This window comes from Pseudomonas sp. BF-RE-22 (assembly GCF_019956155.1).
In the GTDB taxonomy this organism is placed as follows: Bacteria; Pseudomonadota; Gammaproteobacteria; order Pseudomonadales; family Pseudomonadaceae; genus Aquipseudomonas; species Aquipseudomonas migulae.
On record NZ_JAHBDD010000011.1, the window covers coordinates 47759 to 64331 of the forward strand.

Here is a 16573-nt window from a genome sequence, read left to right on the forward strand (position 1 = left end):
TATCGCCTTCGCGGGCAAGCCTCGCTCCTACAGGTCATGCGTCAATTATGAAAATGACGCAAATCCCGTAGGAGCGAGGCTCGCCCGCGATTGGGTCAACTCGGTTTCAAGCGTTAAACAGGCTTGGCACCCATCAACCCGGCAATGGCGATAAAGCAGACGAAGCTGAACAACGCCAGGGCGAAGGTAAACTTGCCGTTCCCCGCCGGCGCCTTGCGCAACTTGTTAAGTCGCACCAACAACCAGAACCACGCCAACGCCGCAACGGTGTAAAGCACACTCGACGCCAGCAACCACGTCTGCCCCAACGGCCAGCCCACCAGATGCACCATCCACCAGCCGGTGAACGGCATGCTCAGCAGTGCCAGGCCCATCAACAGCCAGATGAATACCCGAGGCCTTTGCAACGTGCGGCTGCCCGCCGTCGCGTCGCCATTACGCCGAGTTCGCCAGACCCAGATCCCCAGGCCCAGCGCACAGACCAGCAGCAAAACCGTCGCCACCATGTGCGCCACTTTCAGGGCGGTTAACGTTTCCATTGTTCGACTTCCTTATGACCTGCCCATCAGCGTAGCCGCTCAGCCAAGAAACAGCTGATAGGCCGGATTGTCGCTTTCGTCCCAGTACGGGTAGCCGATTTCTTCCAGCGCCGCCGGCACCAGATGACGCTCTTCGTGAGGCACTTGCAGCCCTGCGACCACACGACCGTCCGCCGCGCCGTGGTTGCGGTAGTGGAACATCGAGATGTTCCAGCGCCCGCCGAGCTTGCTGAGGAAGTTGAACAGCGCGCCCGGTCGCTCCGGAAATTCGAAGCGCAGCACCACTTCATCCACCACCTGGGCCGCGCGACCACCGACCATGTGCCGGATGTGCAACTTGGCCAGTTCGTTGTCGGTCAGGTCCAGCACTGGGAAACCCTGCTCGGTCAGACTGGCAAGCAGCGCGCTGCGTGGATCGTTTTCCGGGTGCGTCTGCACGCCAACGAAGATGTGCGCTTCGCTGCCGGTGTTGTAGCGGTAGTTGAATTCGGTGATCTGGCGCTTGCCGATGGCTTCGCAGAACGCCTTGAAGCTGCCCGGCTTCTCGGGGATGGTCACGGCGATGATGGCTTCGCGGCCCTCGCCCAACTCGGCGCGTTCGGCGACGTGGCGCAAGCGGTCGAAGTTGACGTTGGCGCCGGAATCGATGGCCACAAAGGTGTGCCCGGTGACAGCGTGCTGCTCGACGTATTTCTTGATCCCGGCAACGCCCAGGGCGCCGGCAGGTTCAGTGATCGAGCGGGTATCGTCGTAGATATCCTTGATCGCCGCGCAGATCTCGTCGGTGCTGACGGTGATCACTTCATCGACATAGTCTTTGCAGATGTCGAACGTGTACTGACCAATCTGAGCGACCGCGACGCCGTCGGCGAAGAGACCCACGGTCGGCAGCACCACGCGCTCGCCGGCGGCCATGGCGGCTTGCAGGCAATTGGAGTCGTCCGGCTCGACGCCGATGATCTTGATTTCCGGGCGCAGGTATTTCACGTACGCCGCGATACCGGCGATCAGCCCGCCACCGCCGACCGGAACGAAGATCGCATCCAGACGCCCAGGGTGCTGGCGCAGAATCTCCATGGCCACCGTGCCCTGCCCGGCAATGGTGTGGGGATCGTCGTACGGGTGAATGTAGACGTAGCCTTTTTCGTCGACCAGTTTCAGCGAGTAAGCCAGGGCTTCCGGGAACGAATCCCCGTGCAGCACCACTTTGCCACCACGGGAACGCACGCCTTCGACTTTGATTTCCGGGGTGGTCTTGGGCATGACGATGGTGGCTTTCACGCCGAGCACTTTCGCCGCCAGGGCCAGGCCCTGCGCGTGATTACCGGCCGAAGCCGTCACGACGCCGCGCGCGCGTTCTTCATCGCTCAACTGCGTGAGCTTGTTGTAGGCCCCGCGAATCTTGAACGAGAACACCGGCTGCAAGTCTTCACGCTTGAGCAAAATACTGTTGCCCAGCCGCTCGGAGAGCTGGCGGGCAGTCTGCAATGGGGTTTCTACGGCAACGTCATAAACGCGCGAGGTGAGGATCTTTTTGACGTACTGTTCGAGCATCGGAAAGCATCACTGAGCGGGTTGGGCAGGGCCAAGGAGTCTAACCCGGCTTTCGGGCGTGCGACCACACTAAACAGGTGGTTTTACCCTCCCCGGAAGGGATCAAGGACCTGTAGGAGCGAGGCTTGCCCGCGAAGAGGCCGGCACATCCAGAATAAATGTTGGCAGTAAGAACGCTTTCGCGGGCAAGCCTCGCTCCTACAGGTCACGGTGGCGGTCTGCCAATCGGACAATGACCTTCCCCGTCCCGGGGCCTATAATGCCGGGCTTTCGTTCCCCCTCTTCGGCACTTCGGAGCCCGCATGACCCAGGATCAACTCAAACAGGCAGTGGCCCAGGCCGCCGTCGACTTCATCCTCCCGAAACTCGACGACAAGAGCATCGTCGGGGTCGGCACCGGCTCCACCGCCAACTGCTTCATCGATGCACTGGCGCAACACAAAGGCGCCTTCGACGGCGCAGTCGCCAGTTCCGAAGCCACCGCCGCACGCCTCAAGGGCCACGGTATTCCGGTGTATGAGCTGAATACCGTCAGCGACCTGGAGTTCTACGTCGACGGCGCCGACGAAAGCGACGAGCACCTGAACCTGATCAAGGGCGGCGGCGCAGCCCTGACCCGCGAGAAGATCGTTGCGGCCGTGGCCAAGACCTTCATCTGCATCGCCGATGGCAGCAAACTGGTGCCGGTGCTCGGCGCGTTCCCGCTGCCGGTCGAAGTGATCCCGATGGCCCGCAGCCACGTGGCCCGCGAGCTGGTGAAGCTCGGCGGCGACCCGGTTTACCGTGAAGGCGTGCTGACTGACAACGGCAACATCATTCTGGATGTGTTCAACATGCAGATCACCAACCCGGTGGAGCTGGAGACGCAGATCAATGCGATCGTCGGCGTGGTGACCAACGGTTTGTTCGCGGCGCGTCCTGCGGACCTGCTGTTGCTGGGCACCAGCGAAGGCGTCAAAACTCTGCGCGCCCAATAATCAGACACGCCGATAAACCTGTGGGAGCGAGCCTGCTCGCGATAGCGGTCTTTCAGTCAACATCTCTATCGACTGACACGACCTCATCGCGAGCAGGCTCGCTCCCACATTGGTTCCGGGGTGTTGATTAGGGTTGTGGCGGTTTCTTGAAGACGTAGAACAGGTTCGGCTCGCTCACCAGGTACATCGTGCCGTCGTCATCCATGGCGATCCCTTCCGCTTGCGGCACCGTCTTCTGCAACCCCTGACGCCCCTTGCTCAGTGACATGGTGCTCAGCGGACGCCCGTCCACATCCAGTTCCAGAATCAGTCGCGACTCGTCGGACAGCGCCAACAGGTGACCGCTGCGCTCGTCGTATTGCAGGCTCGACAGGTCTCGCACAAACATCCCGGCATCGCGCTTGGGGTTGTTGACCACGTGCACCGCATAGGATTTTTCCGGGTTGTAATGCGGAAAGCCCTGCACTTCGTAGATCAGCATCGGGTCGCGCTCCTTGGCGACAAACAGCCGTTTACCCACCGAATCGTAGGCCAGGCCTTCAAAACCCTTGTTGCTACTCATGTGCACGCCGAGGGTTATCTGCTCGGCATCCGCCGCATCGAGGAACGTCGTGTCCTTCTCCAGATGAATCTTGATCAGCCGCTGCTGACGCTCGTCGGTGATGACGTAAGTGTCGGCGCTGATGAACTCCACCGCTTCCGGATCACCGAAGCCGACCAGCGCGATGCGCTGAAGGATCTGGCCTTCCAGCGACAGCTCGATCAGCTCGGAGTTTTTATTGGTGACGGTGAACAGGCTTTTGCGGACCGGATCGAAGGTCAGCGCTGACACATCGTCGTCCAGGCCTTCGATGACCCGGCCCTCAATGACAACCTGATAGTGATCCAGCCCGATCGACCGGGCACTCTCGGCCTGCCAAAGCGTATGCAGATTGAACCAGGCCCGCTCGAACAGCCGCAGGTGTTGGCCGAACGCAACCAGCACGGTCAGCGCGATCACCGAGAGAATCAGGATCAGGGGTTTGGGGCGGGCAAGTCGGCGCATTCAGGCAAGCTCGGAATCAGGACGGGCGGATGAAATACCACGGCAGTCTGAATTGAAGCTTAAAGGCCGTTGGGTTGACCCTACAACTGAGCGTCGCGTTTCCTACACATTCGCAGATCAAACTCGCGAATCAGCGCTGCTTTTCGAATCGGTAGAACAGGTTCGGCTCGCTCACCATGTACAGCGTGCCCGCCTCGTCCATGGTCACGCCTTCGGCGCGGGGAATGGTCTTCTTCAGGCCATTGAAACCACCCAGCAAGGTCATGAAACTGACCTGCTCGCCCTTCTCGTCCAGCTCCAGCAGCAAGTGGGAATCGGCGGACAACACCAGCGTATGGCCGGTGCGCGGGTCGATGGCCAAGGCCGACAGGTTGCGGATGTCCAGCGCGTCACTGGCCAGCTTCTGCTTGTCGCCGGTGAGTGTCAGGCCGTCGGCGCTTTTCCAGGTGAACAGCGCCGGTGGACGTTCCTCACCCAGCAGCATGTGTTGATTGCGCGCATCCCAGACGACCGCTTCGAACGCTTTGTTCTGGTCCTTCGACGGACCGAGGTCGTACTTGGGGAAGTTGGCGATGTTCAGCTCGCGGGTATCGGCGTCGACCTTGACGATGCTCAGCAAATGCTCACGCTCATCGACAATGGCCAGCAGACCGTTGCCCATGATCGTCACGCCTTCCGGGTTGCTCCAGCCCACCAAGGGCATTTTGCGCAGCACTTCACCCTGCAGGTCCAGTTCGACCAGGAACGGGTTTTTGCCCATCACCGAGAACAGGGTTTTGGTTTGCGGGTTGTAGGCCAGGTCGGACGCTTCGTCCTTTTCCATCCCCGGCAGTGACTTGGCATCGATCACCGCCCGGTAATCCGGGAGCCAGATACTTTCCTGGCGTTCAGCCGGGCTTTCGAAACGCTCCAGCACCCAGAGCACACCGCGGTCATCCCAATGCATGGCAAAGGCGAGGCCATACGCAGCGGCCGCGACCAGCAAAAGCCAGGCATACCAACGCATGAAAAAGCGCGGGCGACGGGCAGTTTTAAGCGTGGGCAGCGATTGGATGGCCATCGGGGGATGCGTTCCAGAAATTCAGGCTAAGGGTAATAGCACAATTGGGACCGGCTCAGACGCCAGAAACCCGGGAATTATCCAGACAAGATGTGAAAAAAACGGGAAATGGCGGGATTGCCCTTTACGGGCAACTAAATACCCCCTGTAGGAACCGGCTTGCCGGCGATGGCGGTGGAACATTCAGCATAAATGTTGAATGTGACGGCCTCATCGCCGGCAAGCCGGCTCCTACAGGGGGTTTGTGTTAGCGGACGCTGCTGGTGAAGCTGCTCGCGCCTGGCAGTTCCAGAACGATTTCGTCACCCACATTCAGCGGGCCGACACCGACCGGCGTGCCAGTCAGGATCACGTCGCCAGCCTGCAGCGAAAAGCAGCCGGCCATGTGCTGGATCATTGGCACGATCGGGTTGAGCATCGCGCTGCTGTTGCCGTCCTGGCGCACTTCGCCGTTGATGGTCAGGCGGATGCCGATGTCGGTCAGGTCGGCAAAGGTGCTGCCGGATACGAACGGGGCAATCACTGCCGCACCGTCGAAGGACTTGGCGATTTCCCACGGCAGGCCTTTGGACTTCAGCTCTGCCTGCTTGTCACGCAGGGTCAGGTCCAGCGCTGGAGCGAAACCGGAAATAGCATCAAGGACTTCTTCACGGCTTGGCTTGGTCGACAAAGGCTTGCCGATCAACACCGCGATTTCGGCCTCGTAGTGCACTGAGCCGCGCTCGGTCGGAATGCTGAAACCGCCTTCCAGCGGCACGACGCAGCTGCCTGGCTTGATGAACAGCAGGGGCTCCGTTGGCACCGGGTTGTCCAGTTCCTTGGCGTGTTCGGCGTAGTTGCGGCCGATGCATACCACTTTGCCCAATGGGAAGTGGATGCGTGTACCGTCGACATACTGGTGCTGATAGCTCATTGACCGACTCCTGGTTCGTAGCGCTTAAGTTCGAAAATCAAACAGCGAAAATCTTGCCCGGGTTCATGATGCCGTTCGGATCGAACACCGCCTTGACCGCTTTCATGTACTCGATCTCAACCGGGGAGCGGCTGTAGGTCAAGTAGTCACGCTTGGTCATGCCCACGCCGTGTTCGGCGGAAATCGAGCCGTTGTACTTCTCGACGGTTTCGAACACCCACTTGTTCACGGTCGCGCACTTGGCGAAAAACTCGTCCTTGCTCAGGTCATCCGGCTTGAGGATGTTCAAGTGCAGGTTGCCGTCGCCGATGTGGCCGAACCAGACGATTTCGAAGTCCGGGTAGTGTTCGCCGACGATCGCATCGATTTCCTTCAGGAACGCCGGGACTTTCGACACAGTGACCGAAATGTCGTTCTTGTACGGCGTCCAGTGGGAGATGGTTTCGGAAATGTATTCGCGCAGTTTCCAGAGGTTTTGCAGCTGGGTTTCGCTCTGGCTCATCACGCCATCCAGCACCCAGCCCTGCTCCACGCAATGCTCGAAGGTTTCCAGCGCGTGGTTGGCCACTTCTTCAGTGGTCGCTTCGAATTCCAGCAGCGCGTAGAACGGGCAGTCGGTTTCAAACGGCGCCGGCACGTCACCGCGCCCCATGACCTTGGCCAGGGCTTTGTCGGAGAAGAATTCGAACGCGGTCAGGTCAAGTTTGCTCTGGAACGCGTGCAATACCGGCATGATCGAGTCGAAATCGGCAGTACCAAGCACCATCGCGGTGAGGTTTTTCGGCGCCCGGTCCAGACGCATGGTCGCTTCGACCACAAAACCGAGGGTGCCTTCAGCGCCGATGAACAGCTGACGCATGTCGTAGCCGGTGGCGTTCTTGATCAGGTCGCGGTTCAGTTCCAGCACGTCACCCTTGCCGGTGACCACTTTCATGCCGGCGACCCAGTTGCGGGTCATGCCGTAGCGAATCACCTTGATCCCGCCGGCATTGGTGCCGATATTGCCGCCAATCTGACTCGATCCTGCGGAAGCAAAGTCCACCGGGTAGTACAGGCCTTTTTCTTCGGCGACGTTCTGCAAATGCTCGGTCACGACGCCCGGCTGACACACGGCGGTGCGGTCGGTGAGGTTCACGTCGAGGATCTGGTTCATATAGTCGAAGGACACGACCACTTCGCCATTGGCGGCCACCGCAGCGGCAGAAAGCCCGGTGCGCCCGCCGGACGGCACCAGCGCCACCTTGTGTTTATTGGCCCACAAAACGATGGCCTGGACCTGTTCGGTAGTCTTCGGGAACACGATGGCGGTCGGGGCCGGGGCGAAATGCTTGGTCCAATCCTTGCCGTAAGCGTTCAGGGAGTCGGCATCGGTCAGTACCTTGCCAGGCTCGACCAGGGTCTTCAGTTCATCAATCAGGGCAGGATTGGTCATCGACAGAACTCTCGAACAATTCATGGTCATCCTGAGAACGCTTCACGTCGCAGGAATGAGTGTTTGCGGGGCGCTTATGCTAGCATACCGACCCCGCAGGATAGTGCCCAACGGCTGTTCTGCGGCGACGGCTGTCGTGCCGTCGGGGTCAGCGTCTGTTGACCATTTCCTGCCATTTTTCTCCGGGATACAGGTTTACGCAGATGAGCAAGACTTCTCTCGATAAGAGCAAGATCAAGTTCCTTCTTCTCGAAGGCGTCCACCAATCGGCTGTCGACGTTCTCAAGTCGGCGGGCTACACCAGCATCGAGTACCTCACGGGTTCTCTGCCGGAAGCCCAGCTGAAGGAAAAGATCGCTGATGCTCACTTCATCGGCATTCGCTCCCGCACTCAACTGACCGAAGAGATCTTCGATCACGCGAAGAAGCTCGTCGCTGTAGGTTGTTTCTGCATCGGCACCAACCAGGTTGACCTGAACGCTGCCCGCGAACGCGGCATCGCAGTGTTCAACGCTCCGTACTCCAACACTCGCTCCGTTGCCGAGCTGGTGCTGGCCGAAGCGATCCTGTTGCTGCGCGGCATCCCTGAGAAGAACGCTTCCTGCCACCGTGGCGGCTGGATCAAAAGCGCGGCCAACTCCTTCGAAATCCGTGGCAAGAAGCTCGGCATCGTCGGTTATGGCTCGATCGGTACGCAACTGTCGGTCCTGGCTGAAGGCCTGGGCATGCAGGTGTACTTCTACGACACCGTGACCAAGCTGCCTCTGGGTAACGCGACCCAGGTCGGCAACCTGCACGAGCTGCTGGGCATGTCCGACATCGTCACCCTGCACGTTCCGGAAACCGCTGCGACCCAGTGGATGATCGGCGAGCAGGAAATCCGCGCCATCAAGAAGGGCGGCATCCTGATCAACGCCGCTCGCGGCACCGTGGTCGAACTGCAAGCCCTGGCGGACGCGATCAAGGACAAGCACCTGATCGGCGCGGCCATCGACGTATTCCCGGTGGAGCCACGCTCCAACGACGAAGAGTTCGAAAGCCCGCTGCGTGGCCTGGACAACGTGATCCTGACCCCGCACATCGGTGGTTCCACCGCTGAAGCGCAAGCCAACATCGGCCTGGAAGTGGCCGAGAAACTGGTCAAGTACAGCGACAACGGTACGTCGGTATCGTCCGTGAACTTCCCGGAAGTGGCCCTGCCGGCTCACCCTGGCAAGCACCGTCTGCTGCACATCCACGAGAACATTCCGGGTGTGATGAGCGAGATCAACAAGGTCTTCGCCGAAAACGGCATCAACATCTCCGGTCAGTTCCTGCAGACCAACGAGAAAGTCGGCTACGTGGTGATCGACGTAGACGCCGAGTACTCGGACCTGGCGCAACAGAAGCTGCAACACGTCAACGGCACCATCCGTAGCCGTGTGTTGTTCTGATAGCGACTTGAGCGACAAAAAAGGAGACCTTCGGGTCTCCTTTTTCTTGGGCGCGACTAACGTTACTTAACGTTGACGGTGATTTTCTCGGAGAGGATCGGCGGATCGAACGGCATGTGGTTGCTATCGCCAAGTTCGAGTTGCAAGGTGTGCTTGCCGGGCGTCAGCGTTACTTCAGCCTGAGTCTGCGCGTTGCCGAAATGCTGGTGGTTGGCATCTTTGGGGATCGGCGCACCGGCGGCTGGCAACTCATCGACATCAATCAACAAGTGGTGATGACCGGTGTTCTTGGTGGGATCACCCGCCGGGGCCAGCGCAATGTTCTCGACAGCGAACTTGACGACGACAGTCTGCGGGACCGTCGCACCGTCTTCAGGAGAAACGATGGACACTTCAGCACCCTTGGGTGCCGGCGTAGCCGCACTGGCCAGCACCGAAACACCCATCAGCAGGCCAGCCAGCGCAGCACGTGACATAAAGGTTTTCATTCTCTTCTCCAGTTTTTTCGTAAAATCCATGTGACCATGACAACTTCATGGCCATTCGTTGTCGAAGGCACTCGACAACCATAGCAAAGCGAGCCTGAACCAGCGCATCGCGATAAATGTATTCAAAGGAGTGACCATGCGCTTTTTGCCTGGCCTGATCTGCCTGCTACCCCTTTTGAGCCCTTTGGCTCATGCCGAACTGATTGACGATGTAAACGACCGCGGTGAATTGCGTATTGCCCTTGAGGCTAATACACCACCTTTCAATTTCAAGGACGATGGCCAACTCTCGGGCTTCGAAGTCGAATTGGGCCAACTGCTGGCCAATGAACTGGATGTAAGGGCCGACTTCGTCGTCACCGATTCCAGCGATCTGTTGACCGGCGTTGAAAGCGGCAAGTACGACATCGCCATCAATCACATAACAGAGACTCCGGCGCTCAAGGATCGTTTCGACTTCAGCGAACCTTACATTCACACCGATGCGCATTTGATCGCGCAGAAAGAAGAGCCGCGTTCAATCCTGTTGGTGCAGTCGCTGACGCAAGAAAAGCCGAAAGCCGCCCCGGCCGAGAACCTGGCCATTCCGTTTCAGAAAGGGAACCCGGCGTTTCATGCCAGCCTGGAAAATGCGTTGCAGCGGATAAAGGCGGATGGGCGACTGGAGGCACTGGAGAAAAAATGGTTTGGGGCGGATGCCGCCGAGATACCGAAACCCTAAGACCACGGACAATCATATTGATCACCGCGATCCCCCTGTAGGAGCCGGCTTGCTGGCGATAGCGGTTTAACATTCAACAATTGCGCTGACTGTTACACCGCTATCGCCAGCAAGCCGGCTCCTACAAGGGATTTGCGTTCAGAGTTGCAGTGCAGCGGCGGCTTCAGCCAGTTCCAACTCGCTGAAGACCTGCACGCCATGGCGCTTGAGCAACGCCGCCGTCACGCCTTCGCCGCTGACTTTCACGCCGCTGAATGTGCCGTCATAGGTCAACAGGTTGCCGCAGGATGGGCTGTTGGCCTTGAGCACAGCGATGCGGATGTTGTGTTTCTGTACCAGCTCCAGCGCCTGGTAGGCACCGCTCAGAAACTGCGCGCTGACATCCTCGCCCTCGGTGGTAATCACCGCCGCCTGCCCCGCCAGCACGTCACCGCCCTGCCCGCCCGGAATCTCCGCCGCCGCCCGTGGCGTCGGCAAGCCACCGGCAACTTCCGGACACAACGGCACGACGCGACCTTCGTCGATCCACTGTTGAAGCTGATCGAACGGCCCGCTGGCACCGCCGTCGTAACGCACGCGGTGGCCAAGCAGACAGCGACTTACCAGAATTTTCTGCATGATCAGAACGGCTCGCTGCCACGACGCCGGAACCAGCCGGTCAACGACAGGCGATCGCGGGTCGCGGGCAGAACTTCGTGGGGCACTTCGCCCGACAGGAACACCACCAGGCATCCGCCGGTGGGCACCACATCGTATTCGACGCCTTCCTTGAGGTACATGCGCAACTGACCACCGTGCTCCGGCAACCAGGCGTCGTTGAGGTAGACCACCGCCGAGACCATGCGCCGATCATCGTCGCGAAAGCGGTCGACATGCTTGAGGTAGAAAGCGCCGGGCGGGTACATCGCGAAATGGCTTTCAAAGTCTTCGAGGCCCAGATACAACCCGCGATTCAATGCCTCGCGCAGGCTGTCCATCAACTGCAGATAGCTGTCGCAAGCCAGGGCCTGACCCGGCTCGATCCACTGGATTCGGTCGCCGCGAATTCCCTCGCGAATCTCCGATGTCGGCCCGCGGCCCACGGCGGCCGGGGCCAATTCACCCTCGGCGGCACGTTTACGGCACTCAGCCGCCAGTTCTTGGGTCAGACCCAAAGGCAGGAAAATGTTCTGCTGCGACCAGCCGCGCTCGGCCAGGTCGTCGACGATACGTAACAGCAGCGGGTGATCAGAGGGTATTGGCATGGCGCGCATAGTATTCCTGTGCCGGAAAATCCGACAGAGCCGCGCGGCGGCTTGATACGAATTCTCGACAAGTCCCTATGCCACACGGAGAATAGTCGCCTGCTGACAGGAGTCCCTATGCGCCGTTTGCTTTTCTCACTGATGATGTTCTGCGTTTTGCCCGCTTGGGCAGACGGCCACGACCAGTTGTACAAGGTCGCCGGCTGGCCAGAACAACGCGCGCATTTCAGTGATGCCCTTTCAGCCGCTCAGCAGCGTTACCAGAACAGCCTGCCGCCCGCCGTGTTTCAGGCGCTGGTGAACAACAGCAATCAGCGCTTTGCCCCGCAGGCCGTAGACCAGCGCGCCGAAGCGCAATTGCGCAAAACCCTGGCCGATCCTAAACCTGCACTGGCTTTTTTCCAGTCGCCGCTGGGCAAGAAGATCGTCGCCGCCGAGTTGCTGGCGACCCGTCGCGATCAACTGGCGAAGAACGCCAAAGGCCTGCCGAAGATTCAGGCCAGCGACAGCCGCACGCTGATCATCGGTCACCTCGCCCAGGCCTTGCCCGCGCGGGAGGCCGGTGCGGAAGTCAGCCTGGCGATTGCCGGCGTCGCGGCCGACAGCCTGAGTTCGATGATCCCCGGCCTGCTCGGTGGCGGACAGGCGCAGGGGCTGTTGAACGGTCAGCGTCAGCGCTTGATGGACCAGATCGGCAGCGACCTCAACAACACGTTGCTGTATGTCTATCGCGATCTGTCGGATGACGAGCTGGAAGAGTTCGCCACGTTTGCCGAGTCGGCGGAAGGCAAGGCGTATTACCAGGCGGCGTTGGCAGCGATTCGGGCAGGGTTGGCGGTGGGGCAAACCCCTTCGAACCTGAGCCAGTAATCTCCGGTGTCTGACAGGACGCCTTCGCGGGCAAGCCTCGCTCCTACAGATCATGCGTGAATCCTGTAGGAGCGAGCGGGCGGCGATCCGACTTGCCCGCGAAGAGGCCAGAACAACCGCTAAAGATTCCGCCCCTTGATCCGCTTCGTCAAAAACCCGAAATACTCCCCGCGCAACGCCACCGTCTCATTCGCCAAATGATGCCGCGCCTCAGGCAGCATCAACACCTGAGGCCGATCGAACTTGGCCTTCAACACCTCAAGATTGTGCTGCCAATCCACCGTCATGTCCGCCTGCCCCTGCACGATCAGCGGCCGCCGAGTGCTGTCCGGCGCAGCTTCGATGCGTTTGATCCAGCGCGCCAGCGCGCCGACCCAGGCCGTCGGCAAGCGCAGCGGTTGCAGCGGGTCGGCTTGCAGGAACGGCAGGAAATCCGGGTCGTTGGAGTTCTCGCTGAAGCGTCGGGCGATGGCTTTGACGAACGGCTTGAGCAGGTAATAACTCAGCTGCGACCAGCCCCAGGCGCGCGGCCTCACCAGCGGCGACAACAGGATCACCTGGCCCTGGGCCGGACTGCCCGCCCCTTCGTTGAGCACATGGTCGATCACGATGGCACCACCGGTACTTTGACCGCACAGGTGCCACGGCTGCGGCAGATCGAGGGATTTCGCCTCGGCGAACAGCCCTTGCAGCGTGTCCTGATACTCGGCGAAATCGTTGATGCTCGCACGCTCGCCGCTGGACAGGCCATGCCCTGGCAAGTCGCAGGCAATCACCGCGAAATCCTGATTCAGCGCCCACTCGATCACGTGCCGGTAGAGCCCGGTGTGATCGTAGAAACCGTGGAATACAAACAGCGTCGCCTTCGCCCGCTCCGGCCACCACACCTGGCCGACCACGTCATAAGCATCCACCTCAAAACGCCCCAGGCCCCTGCGCAACTGACGCCCCGGAAAATCCAGCCCGTAGAACCGCTGGTACGCCTGCGCCTCCTCGGACAGCGGCTGCCACTCGGCCAGGGGCCGCAGGCTGGCACGCAAATGATCGGGGGCGAAAGTGGCGGACATGGGCGATTCCAGAGCACGAAGCGGACTTTATAAGCCTGCGATATTCATCTGTCGCGGCAAGCATGGCAAGCTGGGCGACCTTCGAGGATCGACACCCATGCGTTCGCCCTACCGCACCCCACTGCTTGCCTGCCTGCTCGCCCTCGTGTGCGCCGGTGTTTTATGGGCGGCGTACGACTGGTTTCAAGGACGCTACTTGCGGGCGTTCAGTGAACACACGGCGGTGTTTTCCGGTGACCCGTTGCACCTGCCCGACAACCTCGCCGGCCCCGGCGCCATTCGCCTGGTGCACTTCTGGGACCCGGCCTGCCCGTGCAACGTCGGCAATCAACAACACCTGAGCGAACTGGTCGAGCAGTATGTGCCGCAAGGCGTCGAGTTTTATGCGGTACAAAAACCCGGCAGCCACGGCCAGTTGCCGAGCACGCTGAGCAGCCTGAAAACCATCACCGTCCTCCCGGGCTCTGAACAGGTCCCGGCCAGCCCGGCCGTGGCGATCTGGGACCGCAGCGGCAAACTGGCCTACTTCGGCCCTTACAGCGAAGGCCTGACCTGTAATTCGAGCAACAGCTTCATTGAACCGATCCTACAAGCGTTAAACGCGGGCCGCACAGTCAATGCCACGCACACACTGGCCGTCGGGTGTTACTGCCCGTGGCCCGCCGACACAAAGCAGTAAGACCGCGCAGACGCGAATCCCTCCTAAGGGCGATGGGCCGATTCGGCAAGCCGTGTTAAACAGTGGCGCCAGGGAACTGCTGCCACTAATAACAACAAGGAGTCACCATGAAACGTAGCCTGACCGTTCTCGCACTGCTGATAGTCGCGCTCGCCGCAGGTGCCGGCGGGTACATCTACAGCAAGCAACCGACGCGCCAGGGCATGGTCGAGCTGCAACACCTGCAAGGCTCCGTCACCGTCCGTTACGACGAACGCGGCATCCCGCACATCCGCGCCGAAAACGAAACCGACCTGTACCGCGCCCTCGGCTATGTGCACGCCCAGGACCGGCTGTTTCAGATGGAAGTCCTGCGCCGCCTGGCCCGTGGTGAACTGGCCGAAGTGCTGGGCCCGAAACTGCTCGACACCGACAAGCTGATGCGCAGCCTGCGCATTCGCGAACGCGCCGAAACCTACCTGGCGAACATGGATAAGCAGTCGCCGGCCTTCATCGCCATGCAAGCTTATCTGGACGGCATCAACCAGTATCAGGACGGCCATGCAAAACCTGCGGAGTTCGATGTACTGGGCATTCCAAAACGCCCGTTCACCGCGCAGGACACCATCAGCATCGCCGGTTACATGGCCTACAGTTTTGCCGCGGCGTTTCGCACCGAACCCTTGCTGACCTACGTGCGCGATCAACTGGGCGCCGAGTACCTGAACGTCTTCGATCTCGACTGGCAGTCCAAAGGCGTGCTGGCGAACAACCACAGCAGCACCCCGCCGCCTCTCGCCAGCGCCGACTGGAAAGACCTCAACGCCCTCGCCCGCCTGAGCGAGCAGGCGCTGGCCGACAACGGTTTGCCGCAGTTCGAGGGCAGTAACGCCTGGGTGGTCGCGGGCAATCGAACCAAAAGCGGCAAGCCGTTGCTGGCGGGCGATCCGCATATCCGCTTTTCTGCGCCGTCGGTGTGGTACGAAGCGCAGCTCTCGGCGCCGGGCTTCGAGCTCTACGGTCACTATCAGGCGTTGATGCCATTCGCCTCGCTGGGGATGAACCGCGACTTCGGCTGGAGCATCACCATGTTCCAGAACGACGACCTCGACCTGATCGCCGAGAAGGTCAACCCGGACAACGCCAACCAGGTCTGGTATCGCGGCAAGTGGGTGGACATGGTCACCAGCGAACAGCAGATCGCGGTCAAGGGGCAGCCGCCAGTGAAGTTGCTGCTGCGCCAGTCGCCACACGGGCCGATCGTCAACGATGCGCTGGGCAACAGCGTCGGCAAAACGCCCATCGCCATGTGGTGGGGTTTTCTCGAAAGCCAGAACCCGATCCTCGAAGGTTTCTACCAGCTCAACCGTGCCGACACCCTGGCCAAGGCGCGCAGTGCCGCCGCCAAGGTCCAGGCGCCGGGCCTGAACATCGTCTGGGCCAACGCCAAGGGCGACATCGGCTGGTGGGCGGCGGCGCAACTGCCTAAGCGTCCGGCGGGTGTGCGGCCGTGGTTCATCCTCGACGGCAGCAGCGCCGAAGCGGACAAGGACGGCTTCTACCCGTTCAGCGCCAACCCGCAGGAAGAGAACCCTGCGCGGGGCTACATTGTCTCGGCCAACTTCCAGCCCGTGTCGCCGACCGGCATGGAGATCCCTGGTTACTACAACCTCGCCGATCGTGGGCAGCAGCTCAATCGTCAGCTCAGTGATAAAGCCGTGAAGTGGGATCTGGAGGCCAGCCAGAAACTGCAACTGGGCACCACCACCGCCTACGGCCCGCGTTTGCTCGCGCCGTTGTTACCAGTGCTGCATGAGGTGGTGAGCGATCCCGCCGAACTGAAACTGGTGGAACAACTGGCCCAGTGGACAGGCGACTACCCGCTGGATTCCACCAGTGCCACGCTGTTCAACCAGTTCCTGTTCAACCTCGCTGACGCGACGATGCACGATGAGCTGGGCAACGACTTCTTCGAGACGCTGCTCTCGACCCGGGTGATCGACGCTGCGCTGCCGCGCCTGGCGGCGAACGCCGACTCACCGTGGTGGGACAACCGCAACACCCTCGGCAAGGAAACCCGCGCCGACACGGTCAAGGTGGCGTGGCAAGCGAGCCTCGCGCACCTCAAGAGCACGCTGGGTGCGGATTTCACGCAATGGCAGTGGGGCAAGGCGCACACGCTGACCCATGGTCATCCACTGGGGCAACAGAAGCCGCTGGACCGGATTTTCAATGTCGGGCCGTTCGCGGCACCGGGCACTCACGAGGTGCCAAACAACCTCTCGGCCAAGATCGGCCCGGCGCCGTGGCCGGTGACTTATGGGCCATCGACCCGACGCCTGATCGACTTCGCCGACCCGGCGCACAGCCTGACCGTCAACCCGGTGGGCCAGAGTGGCGTGCCATTTGACCGGCATTTTGATGATCAGGCTGAGGCGTACGTCGAAGGGGTGTACTTCCAGGCGCATCTCAATGATGAAGAGGTGACGGCGAATACGCGGAGTACGTTGAAGCTGTTGCCGGCGCGGGCTGTGCCATAGATTTGTGTTGGCCGGGCTGGCGCCTTCGCGGG

The 16573-nt window shown here is 60.7% G+C and carries 16 protein-coding genes; 6 read left to right on the top strand and 10 right to left on the bottom strand.

Annotation, left to right across the window (positions count from 1 at the left end; translation table 11 throughout):
- Nucleotides 1-113 precede the first annotated feature (113 nt).
- Both KGA82_RS06775 and ilvA read right to left on the bottom strand, forming a co-directional pair.
- On the bottom strand, nt 114-539 hold the full coding sequence (locus tag KGA82_RS06775; protein ID WP_223450004.1) for a DUF2269 domain-containing protein: 426 nt from the start codon (nt 537-539) through the stop codon (nt 114-116).
- Nucleotides 540-578: 39 nt separating this feature from the next.
- The gene (gene ilvA / locus KGA82_RS06780) at nt 579-2093 is read right to left on the bottom strand and encodes a threonine ammonia-lyase, biosynthetic (RefSeq protein WP_008026079.1); all 1515 of its coding nucleotides are present in this window, start codon (nt 2091-2093) and stop codon (nt 579-581) included.
- Nucleotides 2094-2395: 302 nt separating this feature from the next.
- Between ilvA and rpiA the strand changes: the two genes are divergently transcribed.
- Complete coding sequence (rpiA, locus tag KGA82_RS06785) at nt 2396-3070, top strand: ribose-5-phosphate isomerase RpiA (RefSeq protein ID WP_008026076.1); 675 nt, start codon at nt 2396-2398, stop codon at nt 3068-3070.
- Between the two features lie 127 nt (nt 3071-3197).
- Here rpiA and KGA82_RS06790 read toward each other — a convergent pair whose 3' ends face one another.
- From KGA82_RS06790 to KGA82_RS06805, 4 genes are all read right to left on the bottom strand, one after another.
- Complete coding sequence (locus KGA82_RS06790) at nt 3198-4115, bottom strand: SdiA-regulated domain-containing protein (protein WP_223450011.1); 918 nt, start codon at nt 4113-4115, stop codon at nt 3198-3200.
- Nucleotides 4116-4245: 130 nt separating this feature from the next.
- Nucleotides 4246-5175 carry an SdiA-regulated domain-containing protein gene (locus tag KGA82_RS06795; protein ID WP_223450012.1) on the bottom strand — a complete coding sequence of 310 codons (930 nt, stop codon included), beginning with the start codon at nt 5173-5175 and terminating at the stop codon, nt 4246-4248.
- Between the two features lie 247 nt (nt 5176-5422).
- Nucleotides 5423-6088, bottom strand: coding sequence for a fumarylacetoacetate hydrolase family protein (locus KGA82_RS06800; RefSeq protein WP_008026071.1), 666 nt, complete (start codon nt 6086-6088; stop codon nt 5423-5425).
- Between the two features lie 37 nt (nt 6089-6125).
- The gene (locus KGA82_RS06805) at nt 6126-7520 is read right to left on the bottom strand and encodes an FAD-binding oxidoreductase (RefSeq protein ID WP_032828611.1); all 1395 of its coding nucleotides are present in this window, start codon (nt 7518-7520) and stop codon (nt 6126-6128) included.
- A 203-nt stretch (nt 7521-7723) separates the two neighbouring features.
- Here KGA82_RS06805 and serA point away from each other — a divergent pair, with 203 nt between their 5' ends.
- Entirely contained in the window at nt 7724-8953 is a 1230-nt protein-coding gene (serA, locus tag KGA82_RS06810) for a phosphoglycerate dehydrogenase (RefSeq protein WP_008040764.1), read from the top strand.
- 62 nt (nt 8954-9015) lie between these two features.
- Here serA and KGA82_RS06815 read toward each other — a convergent pair whose 3' ends face one another.
- Nucleotides 9016-9441, bottom strand: coding sequence for a DUF4399 domain-containing protein (locus tag KGA82_RS06815; RefSeq protein WP_008026064.1), 426 nt, complete (start codon nt 9439-9441; stop codon nt 9016-9018).
- A gap of 136 nt (nt 9442-9577) precedes the next feature.
- Between KGA82_RS06815 and KGA82_RS06820 the strand changes: the two genes are divergently transcribed.
- A complete protein-coding gene (locus KGA82_RS06820; RefSeq protein WP_008040763.1) occupies nt 9578-10162 on the top strand; it encodes a transporter substrate-binding domain-containing protein in 585 nt (194 codons plus the stop codon).
- A 138-nt stretch (nt 10163-10300) separates the two neighbouring features.
- On the opposite strand, the gene KGA82_RS06825 is transcribed toward KGA82_RS06820, so the two are convergent.
- Both KGA82_RS06825 and KGA82_RS06830 read right to left on the bottom strand, forming a co-directional pair.
- Nucleotides 10301-10780 (bottom strand): DUF523 domain-containing protein, encoded by a 480-nt coding sequence (locus KGA82_RS06825; RefSeq protein WP_223450013.1) that lies wholly within the window; start codon nt 10778-10780, stop codon nt 10301-10303.
- Nucleotides 10781-10782: 2 nt separating this feature from the next.
- Nucleotides 10783-11415, bottom strand: a complete 633-nt coding sequence (locus tag KGA82_RS06830) for a 2OG-Fe(II) oxygenase (RefSeq protein ID WP_223450014.1) — start codon at nt 11413-11415, stop codon at nt 10783-10785.
- Between the two features lie 108 nt (nt 11416-11523).
- Between KGA82_RS06830 and KGA82_RS06835 the strand changes: the two genes are divergently transcribed.
- Nucleotides 11524-12276 carry a DUF2059 domain-containing protein gene (locus KGA82_RS06835; protein WP_192227517.1) on the top strand — a complete coding sequence of 251 codons (753 nt, stop codon included), beginning with the start codon at nt 11524-11526 and terminating at the stop codon, nt 12274-12276.
- 119 nt (nt 12277-12395) lie between these two features.
- Here the strand turns inward: KGA82_RS06835 and KGA82_RS06840 are convergent, their stop codons facing one another.
- Nucleotides 12396-13343 carry an alpha/beta hydrolase gene (locus tag KGA82_RS06840; RefSeq protein WP_008026053.1) on the bottom strand — a complete coding sequence of 316 codons (948 nt, stop codon included), beginning with the start codon at nt 13341-13343 and terminating at the stop codon, nt 12396-12398.
- Nucleotides 13344-13440: 97 nt separating this feature from the next.
- Between KGA82_RS06840 and KGA82_RS06845 the strand changes: the two genes are divergently transcribed.
- A complete protein-coding gene (locus KGA82_RS06845) occupies nt 13441-14022 on the top strand; it encodes a DUF6436 domain-containing protein (RefSeq protein WP_223450015.1) in 582 nt (193 codons plus the stop codon).
- Between the two features lie 107 nt (nt 14023-14129).
- The gene (locus KGA82_RS06850; RefSeq protein WP_223450016.1) at nt 14130-16541 is read left to right on the top strand and encodes a penicillin acylase family protein; all 2412 of its coding nucleotides are present in this window, start codon (nt 14130-14132) and stop codon (nt 16539-16541) included.
- The last annotated feature ends 32 nt before the right edge of the window (nt 16542-16573 follow it).